Origin of the sequence: Pseudotabrizicola sediminis (assembly GCF_004745575.1) — a bacterium.
GTDB lineage: Bacteria > Pseudomonadota > Alphaproteobacteria > Rhodobacterales > Rhodobacteraceae > Pseudotabrizicola > Pseudotabrizicola sediminis.
The window spans coordinates 164521-176852 of sequence record NZ_RPEM01000003.1; the positions used below are offsets into that span (position 1 = coordinate 164521).

The following is a 12332-nucleotide window of genomic DNA, read 5'->3' on the forward strand; positions in this document are numbered from 1 at the left end:
CCATCACCGCTGCGCCACCTGCCAAGCCGGATTGATCCACGGGCCAAGGTTCATCGGGGCCAGCGGCGTGCGGCCCAGAATGTGATCTGCCGCCTTTTCCCCCACCATGATCGACGGCGCGTTCAGGTTGCCATTGGTCACCTGCGGGAACACCGAACTGTCCGCCAGACGCAAGCCATCGACCCCGATCACCCGGCATTCGGGATCGACCACCGCCATCGGGTCGCTGCGCCGCCCCATCCGGGCGGTGCCGCAGGGGTGGTAGGCAGATTCGACATGCTCGCGCAGGAACGCGTCGATCTCATCATCGGTCTGCACCTGCAACCCCGGCTGGATCTCGGATTTGACAAAGGGGGCCATGGCGGGTTGGGCGAACACCTCGCGCGTCAGGCGGATGGCGGCGCGGAATTCAGCCCAGTCGTCGGGATGCGACATATAGTTGAACCGGATCACCGGGTTGTCCTTGGGATCGGCAGACCGCAGCGTGACCGACCCGCGCGATTTCGACCGCATCGGCCCGACATGGGCCTGAAACCCGTGCCCCCCCGCCGCGACCTTGCCATCATAGCGCACCGCAATCGGCAGGAAATGATACTGAATATCGGGATACTCGATCCCCGCGCGCGACCGGATGAAGGCACAGGCTTCGAACTGGTTGCTGGCCCCCAGCCCCTTGCCGGTAAACAGCCATTGCGCCCCGATCAGCGCCTTGCTCCAGATATTCCAGTGCTTGTAGAGGGTTATCGGCTGCGACGCGGCGAACTGGAAATAGATTTCCAGATGGTCCTGAAGATTGGCCCCCACGCCGGATCGGTCCGCGATCAGCGGGATGCCGTGGCGCGCCAGCTCTGCTGCCGGGCCAATGCCGGACAGCATCAAGAGTTTCGGGCTGTTGAGCGAGGAGGCGGCGATGATCACCTCACGCCCCGCCTGCACCACAAAGGGCGTGCCGCCCTGATCCACCTCGACCCCGGTGGCGCGGCCATTCTCGATCACCACGCGGCGGGCGTTGCCGCGCAACAGCTGCACATTGCCCCCCGCCATCGCGGGCTTGAGGTAGGCATTGGCGGCAGACCAGCGACGCCCCTTGTAGATCGTGGCCTCCATCGGGCCAAAGCCCTCTTGTTGCTGGCCATTGTAATCGTCGGTCACCGGATAGCCCGCTTGCGCCCCCGCTTCGATGAAAGCGTTGAACAGCGGGTTGTCGCGCGGGCCACGGGTGATGTGCAGCGGCCCATCGGTGCCGCGATATTCGGGCCCCGATCCACCGTGCGACTGCTCCATCCGCCGGAAATAGGGCAGCACATCGGCATAGCCCCAGCCATCGGCCCCCATTTCGGCCCAGGTGTCATAATCGCGGGCGTGGCCGCGCACATAGACCATGCCGTTGATGCTGCTGGACCCGCCGATGACCTTGCCGCGCGGCGTGGCCAACCTGCGCCCGCCAAGATGCGGCTCAGGCTCCGACTGCAGACCCCAATCGTAGATTCCCATGTTCATCGGGTAAGACAGCGCCGCCGGCATCTGGATGAAGGGGCCGGCGTCCGACCCGCCCGCTTCGATCATCGTGACGCGCCGGCCGGCCTCGGCCAACCGATACGCCATGGCGCAACCGGCAGAGCCTGCCCCGATGATGATGTAATCCGCATGCATGTGTTTGTTTCTTCAGTGAAAGGCTTCAGTAAGGCGCATCGACCGGGCCCATGCCGACATAGACCGACTTGACCTGCGTATAATGCTGCACCGCCGCATGGCCGTTTTCACGACCCACGCCTGAGGCTTTCATGCCGCCGAACGGGGCCTCTACGGGCGTCAGGTTATAGGCGTTGATCCAGCAGGTTCCGGCTTGCAACTGGCCGATCACCCGGTGGGCGCGGGTGATGTCGGCGGTGAACACCCCCGCCGCCAGCCCGAATTCGGTGGCATTGGCACGGGTGATCGCCTCTTCCTCGGTGTCGAAATCCAGCACGGCCATGACCGGGCCGAACACCTCTTCCCGCGCAAGTGTCATGTCATCGGTGACATCGGCAAACACCGTCGGCTGCACGAAATAGCCGGTGTTCAGCGCCGCGCGCGCCCCACCGGTGACCAGACGCGCGCCCTCAGTCTTGGCGGTGTCGATGTAGCCCATGACCTTGGCAAGCTGCACGTCAGACACCAGCGGCCCCATCTGGGTGGCATCGTCCAGCGGGTCGCCCAGCACCATCGCCTCTGCCCGCACTTTCAGCCGGGACAGGAAGGCATCCTTGATACCCTTTTGCACGAACACCCTTGTGCCATTGCTGCACACCTGCCCGGCGGAATAGAAATTCGCCATCATCGCGGCGCCCACCGCATCCTCAAGGCTGGCGTCATCAAAGATGATCAGCGGCGACTTGCCGCCCAACTCCATCGTCACATGGCGCATCCCCTCGGCCGCAGCGGCATAAACCTTGCGCCCCGTCGGCACCGATCCGGTCAGCGACACCTTGGCCACGCGCGGATCGGTGACCAGTGCACCACCGACCGCCCCCCTGCCCTGCACCACATTGAACAGACCCGCAGGCAGACCCGCCTCGATATAGATCTCCGCCAGTTTTAACGCGCCCAAGGGGGTCACTTCGGACGGTTTGAACACCATCGCATTGCCAAATGCCAAGGCCGGCGCCGATTTCCAGCAGGCGATCTGGCTGGGGTAGTTCCACGCGCCAATACCGACGCACACCCCCAAAGGCTCGCGCAGTGTATAGACGAAATCACCGCCCAGCGGAATCGTCTCACCCGTTACAGTCGGCGCCAGCCCCGCGAAATATTCCAGCGCATCGGCCCCCGAGGGCCAGTCGGCGACGCGGGTTTCCTGAACAGGTTTCCCGGTATCCAGCGTTTCCAGCTGCGCCAGTTCCTCGCCCCGGTCGCGGATCATGTCGGCAGCACGGCGCAGGATGCGGGCGCGCTCCACCGGGCGGGTGGCGGCCCATTGGCCTTGCGCACGGGTGGCCGCGGCCAGGGCACGGTCGATCAGCGCCGGTGTCGCCTCATGCAACCGGGCGATGACCGCGCCGGTGGCGGGATAGATCACGTCAATCACTGCGCCTGCGGTGTCTTCGACATAAGCGCCATCAATGAAATGGCTGGCGGTTGGTTGCGCTTTCATGCGTCATCCCCCGTTAGGTGTGAATTCAGATAGTTCAGCGCGGTCGCCACTGCCGCCTCGCCATCGGGCGGGCCGGATTTCAGCACCTCGCGCAGGTAAAGACCGTCAATCAGCGCGCCCAGACCATCGGCCAGGGCCGGCGCTTTTGCCCCGGCCAACGGGCGCAGGCAGGTCATCAGGTTGGATCGCAACCGCCGCTGGTAAATCGCCAGCAACCGCCGCGCCTGTGGAACGGTCTGCGCCAGCACCCAGAAGTTCAGCCAGGCCCCCACCGCCTCGCGCCGGAAGTTGCCGGGGCTGAAACTGGCGCGCAGAATGGCGCCAAGCCGCGCCTCCGGCCCCTGCGACGCGGCCAGGGCACCACGCACCTCGGCCCCGTACAGCGACAGGATATGGCGCATTGCCGCCAGAAACATCTCTTCCTTCGATCCGAAATAATGGTGCGCCAGTGCCGGTGACATGCCTGCCCGACGGGCAATCTGGCTTACCGTCACGTCCAGAGACCCGGCCCGCCCGATCTCAACGATCGTGGCTTTGACCAGCGCGTCCTTTCGGATAGGCTCCATCCCGAGTTTGGGCATTTTGGTGTGGCCTTGTGGAAATTGCTTGCCAAACCGAGTAAGCTTGAAGTTCATTGACTCGTCAATCAACAAAAAACAGGGAATGCCGCATGACCCTCCGTTCCGCTCTTCTGGCCACCACCGTCACCTTTGCTTTCGCTGGCAGCGCCTTCGCCGCCAGCTGCGACAAGGTCATCTTTTCCGATGTTGGCTGGACCGACATCACCGCCACCACCGCCGCCACGACGGTGGTTCTTGATGCCTTGGGCTATCAGACCGAGATCAAGCTGCTGTCGGTGCCGGTGACCTATACCGGGCTGGCGGGCAATGACATCGACGTCTTCCTTGGCAACTGGATGCCCACGATGGAGGCCGATATCGCTCCGTACCGCGAGGCGGGCACGGTCGACACGGTGCGCACCAATCTGGAAGGCGCGAAATACACTCTTGCCACCAATGCCGCGGGGGCAGCGCTTGGCATCGCCGATTTCAACGACATCGCCGCGCACAAAGACGCGCTGGACGGCCAGATCTATGGCATCGAGCCGGGCAATGACGGCAACCGGCTGATCCTTGACATGATCGAGAGCGGACCCTTCGGTCTGGACGGTTTCAAGATCGTCGAATCCTCTGAACAGGGGATGCTGTCGGCGGTGACGCGAGCCGACCGTGACAGCAAGCCGATCATCTTTCTGGGCTGGGAACCGCACCCGATGAACGCCAATTTCGAGCTGACCTATCTGACCGGCGGCGATGACTATTTCGGCCCCGATTTTGGCGGTGCCGTGGTGGCAACCAACACCCGCGCCGGCTATGCCGCGGAATGCCCGAACACCGGCAAACTGCTTCAGAACCTGTCCTTCACGCTGGCCATGGAAAACGAGATCATGGGCGCGATCCTGAACGACGGCACCGATCCGGCAGAGGCGGCAAAGACATGGCTGGCCGCCAATCCCGCCGCATGGGAGGCGTGGCTGGACGGCGTGACCACCAACGATGGCGGCGACGCCAAGGCCGCCGTGGCCGCCGCGCTGAACTGAGCGGCGACAGTGACCTGACGGGGACGCTTGACGAAAGCGCGGGGGCGTCGCGCCCCCCTGGCCGCCGGTCCTCGGGCCGGTGGCGGACCCGCGGTTAACCCCGCGGAGTATTTCAAAAAGATACAAGGGGCGGGCCGCGGTCATGGACTGGCTGACAGATCACAAGCTGCCGGTGGGCAGAACGGCGAAAGCGGTGTTCGACTGGATGAATGCCAATCTGGGCGGCGTGTTCGATGCCATCTCGGATGCGATGGAAGCGATGATCGACGCGATCCTGTGGTGTCTGGAAACGCCGCACCCGCTGGTCATCGTCGGGCTGTTCGTGGCGCTGACCTGGGCGCTGCAACGGCGCTGGACAATCTGTCTGGGGGTGCTCGCAGGGTTCCTGTTCATCCTCAATCAGGGCTACTGGGACGAGACGATGGAAAGCCTGACCCTGATCCTGTCGGCCTGTGTGGTCTGCATGGGAATCGGCGTGCCCATCGGCATCGCCACCGCGCACCGGCCCCGGCTTTATGCCGCCATGTCGCCGGTGCTCGACCTGATGCAGACCTTGCCCACCTTTGTTTACCTGATCCCCGCCATCGTGTTCTTCGGCCTTGGCATGGTGCCCGGCCTGATTGCCACGGTGATCTTCGTGCTGCCCGCCCCGATCCGGCTGACCCATCTGGGCGTGTCGTCCACCCCCACGCCGCTGCTTGAGGCCGCCACCGCCTTTGGGGCGACCCCCAGCCAGCGGTTGTGGAAGGTGGAATTGCCCTATGCCCTGCCGCAGATCATGGCGGGACTGAACCAGACCATCATGCTGTCGCTGTCGATGGTGGTGATCGCGGCGCTGGTGGGCGCGAACGGGTTGGGCGTGCCGGTGGTGCGGGCGCTGAATTCGGTGAACACCTCGCTGGGGTTCGAATCGGGTTTCATCATCGTGGTCGTGGCCATCATGCTGGACCGGATGCTGCGGGTGCGGTCATGAATGCCGTTGAATTCGACCGGGTGTCGATTGTCTTTGGTGACCACCCGGACCGCGCCCTGCCCCTGATGGATCAGGGGCTCAGCCGCGCCGAAGTACAGGCAAAGACCGGGCAGGTGCTGGGGGTGCATGATTGCAGCCTGACCGTGGCGACGGGAGAGATTCTGGTGCTGATGGGCCTGTCAGGCTCGGGCAAATCCACCCTGCTGCGGGCGGTTAACGGGCTGAACCCAGTCGTGCGGGGCCGGGTGCTGGTGCGCGATGGCGACTGGACCTGTGATGTCGCCAGCGCCCCGCCGTCCGAGTTGCTGAAGGTGCGGCGCGAGTGCATTGCCATGGTGTTTCAGGCCTTTGGCCTGCTGCCTTGGCGCACGGTGCGCGAAAATGTCGGGCTGGGGCTGGAACTTGCGGGACAAAACGCGGCACAGCGGCGCGCCAAGGTCGATGAACAACTGGAGCTTGTGAACCTGACGCAATGGGCCGACCGCAAGGTGGGCGAGCTGTCGGGCGGCATGCAGCAGCGCGTGGGCCTTGCGCGCGCCTTCGTGACCGAAGCCCCGATCCTTCTGATGGACGAGCCGTTTTCGGCGCTCGACCCGCTGATCCGCGCAAAACTGCAGGATGAACTCCTTGACCTGCAGGCCAAACTGAAACGCACGATCATCTTCGTCAGCCATGATCTGGACGAGGCGTTCAAGATCGGCAACCGGATCGCGCTGATGGAGGGCGGGCGGATCGTACAGACCGGCACAGCGCGCGAAATCATCGCCAATCCGGTCGATGACTATGTGCAGGACTTTGTGGCCCACATGAACCCGCTATCCGTGCTGACCGCGCGCGATGTGATGGTGGCGGGGGAAACCGCCTCTGCCCACGCGGTGGGTGCAGAAACCCCTGTGCGCGAGATCATGGCCATGATCCGCGATGGCGCGGGCGAGATGGCGGTGACGGAACACGGCGCGCGCATCGGGGTGCTGCGCGCCGGGGCCGTGATGGGGCGGCTGATCAACCCGCGAACGGGCTGATCATTCGGCGGCCTTGGGGACCGCCTTTTTTGCAGCGGGCTTCTTGGCCGCCGGTTTTTTGGCCGCCGGTTTTGCCGCGGCCTTGGCCGGAGCTTTCTTTGCCGCCGGTTTTGCCGCCTTTTCCGCTGCTGGCGCCACTTTTTTGGCCGCAGCCTTCTTCGGCGCAGCTTTCTTCTTGCCCGGCGATTTCGCCACCTTTTCCGCAATCAGCTCCAGCGCCTGATCCAGATTGATGTCTTCGGGCGCAATCTCTTTGGGGATGGTCGCATTGACCTTTTCCCATTTGATATAAGGCCCATAGCGCCCCGGCATCACCGTGATCGACCCGCCATCCGGGTGGTCGCCCAGCGCCTTGATGGGTTCCGCCGGGGCCGCCGCGCCACGCCCGCGCGTGGCCTTTTGTGCCAGCACTTCCATCGCGCGGTTCATGCCGATGGTGAACACCTCTTCCACGTCCGGAATGTTGGCATAAACCTTGCCGTGCTTGACATAGGGTCCATAGCGCCCGATCGCCGCCTCCACCGGTTCACCATCCTCGGGGTGCAGCCCGATCTGGCGCGGCAAGGACAACAGCTCCAGCGCACGCTCCAGCGTCAGGCTGTCGGCACCCCACCCCTTGGGCAGGCTGGCGCGGTCGGGCTTGGGCTGCTCTTCCGTCGCCTCGCCGCGCTGCACATAAGGACCAAAGCGACCCGCGCGCAGCGAAATCGGCAGGCCGTTTTCATCATTGCCCAAAATGCGGCCATCGGCCCCACCGGCATCCTCCCCGCCCGAGATCGGGCGGGTGTAGCGGCATTCGGGGTAGTTCTTGCAGCCAATGAAAGCAGACCCCGACCGCGCCGTTTTCAGGTGCAGCCGCCCGGTACCGCAGGTCGGGCAGGAACGTGGGTCAGACCCATCCTCGCGCAGCGGGTACAGATGCGGCGACAGGAAATCATCAATCTTTTCCAGCACCTCACCAATCCGCAGATCAGCGGTTTCGGCCACGGCGGCGGAAAAATCACGCCAGAACCGTTCCAGCACGTCCTTGTAATCCATCGTGCCAGCCGACACGTCATCCAGCTGGTTTTCCAGATCGGCGGTGAAATCATATTCCACATAGCGGCGGAAATAGTTGGTCAGGAACGCCGTGACCAACCGACCCTTGTCTTCGGGGATCAGACGGTTCTTGTCCTTGCGCACATATTCGCGGTCCTGAATCGTGGACAGCACTGACGCATAGGTCGAGGGCCGCCCGATGCCCAACTCTTCCATGCGCTTGACCAGCGTTGCCTCGGTATAGCGCGGTGGGGGCTGGGTGAAGTGCTGTTCGGGCGAGATGTCGCGTTTTTCCGCCGGCTCGCCCTGCATGATCTGCGGCAGGCGGCCACCTTCTTCATCCTCGTCATCCCGGCCTTCGTCATAGACCTTGAGGAAACCGTCAAACTGCACCACCTGACCGGTGGCGCGCAGGGTCACCTGCCCATCGGCACTGCCCACATCCACCGTGGTGCGTTCTAACCGCGCCGCCGCCATCTGGCTGGCAATCGTGCGCTTCCAGATCAGGTCATACAGGTTCGCCTGATCCTTTTCCGACAGCTTCAGCTTTTCCGGGGCCGCCGCCATTTCGGTCGGGCGGATACATTCATGCGCTTCCTGCGCGTTCTTGGCCTTGTTCTTGTAGATGCGTGGCTGGTCAGGCACATAGGCCGCGCCAAAGCGGTCCTTGATCGCGTCACGTGCCTGCGTCACCGCCTCGGGCGCCATGTCGATGCCATCGGTCCGCATATAGGTGATGTGACCGGCCTCATACAGCCGCTGCGCCGTGCTCATGCACTGCTTGGCGCCCATGCCCAGCTTGCGGCTGGCTTCTTGCTGCAGGGTCGATGTCATGAAGGGCGGGTACGGGTTGCGGGTGGCGGGCTTGGCCTCCACGCTTTGCACGCTCAAGGTTCGGGAAGTGACAGCCTGCACCGCCAATTCGGCGGCTTCACTGGTCGTAATGTCGAATTTGTCCAGTTTCTTGCCGCCCAGCACGGTCAGCCGCGCCTCAAACTCCTGGCCGCGCGGGGTGACCAGAACCGCCCGCACCGACCAGTATTCGCGGGCGCGGAACGCCTCGATCTCCATCTCGCGCTCGACGATCAGCCGCAGACAGACCGATTGCACCCGCCCCGCCGATTTCGACCCCGGCAGCTTGCGCCACAGCACCGGCGACAGCGTGAAGCCCACCAGATAATCCAACGCGCGGCGGGCCAGGTAGGCCTCGACCAGTGGCGTGTCGATCTCGCGCGGGTTCTTCATCGCCAGCGTCACCGCATCCTTGGTGATGGCGTTGAAGGTGACGCGCGACACCTTCTTGCCCTTTTTCAGGCTGCTGGCCAGCGCCTCGCGCAGGTGCCACGAAATCGCCTCGCCCTCGCGATCAGGGTCGGTCGCAAGGATCAGCGTATCGTCGGTTTTCAGGGCTTCCGTGATGGCGCGGATGTGCTTTTTGCTGTCCGCAGCCACCTCCCATGTCATCGCAAAATCATGCTCGGTGTCGACCGACCCATCCTTTGGCGGCAGGTCGCGGACATGGCCGTAAGAGGCCAGAACCGTATAGTCAGAGCCAAGATATTTGTTGATTGTCTTGGCCTTGGCAGGAGATTCGACTACGACAACGGCCATGAAATTCCCTTTATGCACGAAAGCCCCGAGAGGCGCGGCAAGATGTGGGCGAAGTGGTGCGAATGTCAATGCAACAATCGGGGGGCAACAATCGGGGGGCAACAATCGGGGGGCAACAATCGGGGGGCAACACTCCGGGCGGGCAACTGTGAGCAGCACTCCGGCCCCCTCGCTCCGGGGCAACCCTCCGGCAGGCACGCCGGGGCCCGGCGGATCAGTCGATCCGGCTGAGCAGCCCGCCGGGGGCGCGATGTACGCGGCCATCCAGTTCCAGCGTCAACAGATGCTGCGCCACCGTGGCGGGCGGCATCGACAGATCGCGGATCAGCTGATCTTCGGCCAGCGGGCTGGGGCCAAGCCGCGCAAGGATCTGGCCGTGCACCGCCGCGATATCGGCCAGCGGGCGGCGGGCCGGGGTGGGGCCGGGAACCGGGTCAGCCACCGGTTCGGGCGGGGGCGCGGGGAAATCGACCACCGTGCCGCCGACCACCTCCAGCACATCGGCCGGCCCCCGGATCAGCGTCGCCCCGTCGCGCAGCAGCGCGTTACAGCCCGCCGCGCGGGCGTCAAACGGATGCCCCGGCACCACCAGCACATCGCGCCCCTGATCCAGCGCGGTTTTCGCAGTGATGATCGAGCCAGAGCGGGAGGCCGCCTCCACCACCACCACCGCGCGCGACAGGCCCGACACGATGCGGTTGCGCTGCGGGAAATGCCGGGCCTGTGGTTGCAGGCCCATGGGTTGTTCCGACACGAGGCACCCTTGTTCGGTGATCTGCGCCATCAGCCGGGCGTTTTCTTCGGGGTAGGCCACATCAACCCCGCCCGCCTGCACCGCTACCGTGCCAGTCAGCAGCGTCGCCTCATGCACCGCCGTGTCAATGCCGCGCGCCAGACCCGACACGGTGACAAAGCCTGCCTGCGCCACGCCATCAGCTAAACGCCGCGCCATGCGCAGCCCCAGCGAGGATGCATTGCGCGCGCCCACCAGCGCCAGCAGCGGGCGGTGCAACAGGGCGGCATCGCCCATCACCCAAAGCACCGGCGGCGCATCGGGCAGGTCGCACAGCGGCAGCGGATAGGCCCCGGCACCCCAGACAATCAGCTGCGCCCCGGCAGCACGGCCCTGCGCCAGTTCATGCCGGGCGACCTCAACCGGGCAGACCGCATAATTCTCAACTCCCGCCGCACGCGCCACATCGGGCAAGGCCGCCAGTGCCGCGCGCGCAGACCCATGTTCCGACAGCAACCGGTGCCAGGTGACCGGCCCGACTTTGCGGGAACGAATGAGGCGCAGGCAATCCACCGGGTCATCGTCCAGGGGTGTGGGGTGGGGTGTGGGTTTGGATGTCAGTCCCATGTCCGCCTCGCCTCATTCGCAGGGTCAGACTGCACCGGGTAAGGTTAACAGCTGGTGAATCAACTGACTCAATCCATGGAACGATGATTTCAAGCCTGCACGCCCCGTACCGCCCTTGGCCCGGCGGTTTCCGGCAGGTCTGGCGAAAACAGGCTGGCAAGTGTCGGGAAGATGATGGACGCCGTGTCAAAAGTTTGATCAAATGTCGCGCAACGGCCCATACCGGGCCAGATGGGAGCGCCAAGCCATGATGAACGCCGAAGTTGCCCTGCGCCGGGAGGATGCCATCTCACGCGGGGTGGGCATGATGACCCAGATCTATGCCGACCGCGCGCTGAACGCCGAGGTCTGGGATATCGAAGGCAACCGATACATCGACTTTGCCGCGGGCATCGCGGTGGTCAACACCGGGCATTGCCATCCGCGTGTCATGGCCGCAGTGACCGAACAGCTGGGCCGCTTCACCCACACCTGCCATCAGGTGATGCCTTATGAAAATTACATCCGTCTGGCCGAACGGCTGAACGACAAGGTGCCGGGCGATTTCAAGAAAAAGACCATCTTCGTCACGACCGGCGCCGAGGCTTGCGAGAATGCGGTGAAGATCGCCCGTATCGCCACCGGGCGCAATGCGGTGATCGCCTTTGGCGGCGGCTTCCATGGGCGTACCTTCATGGGCATGTCGCTGACCGGCAAGGTAGAGCCCTACAAGAAGGGCTTCGGCGCGATGATGCCCGATGTGTTCCACGTCCCCTTCCCGATGGAGCCGCATGGCATTTCCACCAAGGATGCGATGGCCGGGATTGAAAAGCTGTTCAAATCCGATCTGGACCCGGCGCGCGTGGCCGCCATCATCTTTGAACCGGTGCAGGGCGAAGGCGGGTTCTATCCCGCGCCCGCCGACCTGATCAAAGCCATCCGCGCGCTGTGCGACACCCATGGCATCGTGATGATCGCCGATGAGGTGCAGACCGGCTTTGCCCGCACCGGCCATCTGTTCGCGATGGAGGCTTACGGCGTCGCCGCCGACCTTACCACGATGGCCAAGGGGCTGGCGGGCGGCCTGCCGCTGGCCGCTGTCACCGGGCGCGCCGAGCTGATGGACGCCGCCAACCCCGGGGGCTTGGGCGGCACCTATGCCGGCAATCCGCTGGGCATCGCCGCCGCCAATGCGGTGCTGGATGTGATCGAGGACGAAGATCTGTGCGCCCGGGCCAATGAACTGGGCAGCCGGTTGAAACAACGACTGGAATCGATCCGCGCCACCGCGCCCGAGATTATCGACATCCGTGGCCCCGGTTTCATGGTCGCGGTGGAATTCGCCAATCCCGGCACCCACGCCCCCGATGCGGGCTTTACCGCCCGGGTCCGGGCCGAGGCGCAGAAGCGCGGGCTGATCCTGCTGACCTGCGGGGTTTACGGCAATGTGGTGCGCTTCCTTGCCCCGATCACCATTCCCGATGCCCATTTCGCCGAAGGGCTGGATATTCTGGAAGCCTCGGTCATCGCCGCGCGCAACGGCTGATCTTTAGGGCAAACGCCCCGCCTGACAGCCCTGCGCTGTCGGGCGGGGCGCAGAACGCGGGTTCCGCCCC

9 protein-coding genes are annotated in these 12332 nt (G+C 64.5%); 4 read left to right on the forward strand and 5 right to left on the reverse strand.

Translation table 11 applies throughout. From position 1 onward, the window contains the following. Positions 1 to 3: 3 nt before the first annotated feature. The 3 genes from betA to betI are packed head-to-tail and all read right to left on the reverse strand — an operon-like array spanning position 4 to position 3714. Positions 4 to 1653, reverse strand: a complete 1650-nt coding sequence (betA, locus tag EEB11_RS05645) for a choline dehydrogenase (RefSeq protein ID WP_135429446.1) — start codon at positions 1651 to 1653, stop codon at positions 4 to 6. 25 nt (positions 1654 to 1678) lie between these two features. Next, positions 1679 to 3133: a betaine-aldehyde dehydrogenase gene (gene betB, locus EEB11_RS05650; protein WP_135429447.1), complete on the reverse strand. Its 1455-nt coding sequence runs from the start codon at positions 3131 to 3133 to the stop codon at positions 1679 to 1681. Next, positions 3130 to 3714, reverse strand: coding sequence for a transcriptional regulator BetI (gene betI, locus EEB11_RS05655; RefSeq protein ID WP_135429448.1), 585 nt, complete (start codon positions 3712 to 3714; stop codon positions 3130 to 3132). Before betI ends, betB begins: the two co-directional genes overlap by 4 nt. 89 nt (positions 3715 to 3803) lie before the next feature. Between betI and choX the strand changes: the two genes are divergently transcribed. The 3 genes from choX (at position 3804) to choV (ending at position 6728) form a co-directional block, all read left to right on the forward strand. After that, positions 3804 to 4733, forward strand: a complete 930-nt coding sequence (choX, locus tag EEB11_RS05660; protein WP_135429449.1) for a choline ABC transporter substrate-binding protein — start codon at positions 3804 to 3806, stop codon at positions 4731 to 4733. A 142-nt stretch (positions 4734 to 4875) separates the two neighbouring features. Next, complete coding sequence (gene choW, locus EEB11_RS05665; protein ID WP_135429450.1) at positions 4876 to 5706, forward strand: choline ABC transporter permease subunit; 831 nt, start codon at positions 4876 to 4878, stop codon at positions 5704 to 5706. Beyond that, on the forward strand, positions 5703 to 6728 hold the full coding sequence (choV, locus tag EEB11_RS05670; protein ID WP_135429451.1) for a choline ABC transporter ATP-binding protein: 1026 nt from the start codon (positions 5703 to 5705) through the stop codon (positions 6726 to 6728). The genes choW and choV overlap by 4 nt, the downstream gene beginning before the upstream one ends. Here the strand turns inward: choV and topA are convergent, their stop codons facing one another. Both topA and dprA read right to left on the reverse strand, forming a co-directional pair. Beyond that, on the reverse strand, positions 6729 to 9377 hold the full coding sequence (gene topA, locus EEB11_RS05675; RefSeq protein WP_135429452.1) for a type I DNA topoisomerase: 2649 nt from the start codon (positions 9375 to 9377) through the stop codon (positions 6729 to 6731). It lies immediately after the preceding gene. Between the two features lie 214 nt (positions 9378 to 9591). Beyond that, a complete protein-coding gene (dprA, locus tag EEB11_RS05680; RefSeq protein WP_135429453.1) occupies positions 9592 to 10737 on the reverse strand; it encodes a DNA-processing protein DprA in 1146 nt (381 codons plus the stop codon). A gap of 247 nt (positions 10738 to 10984) precedes the next feature. Between dprA and EEB11_RS05685 the strand changes: the two genes are divergently transcribed. Beyond that, positions 10985 to 12262 carry a 4-aminobutyrate--2-oxoglutarate transaminase gene (locus EEB11_RS05685; protein WP_135429454.1) on the forward strand — a complete coding sequence of 426 codons (1278 nt, stop codon included), beginning with the start codon at positions 10985 to 10987 and terminating at the stop codon, positions 12260 to 12262. The last annotated feature ends 70 nt before the right edge of the window (positions 12263 to 12332 follow it).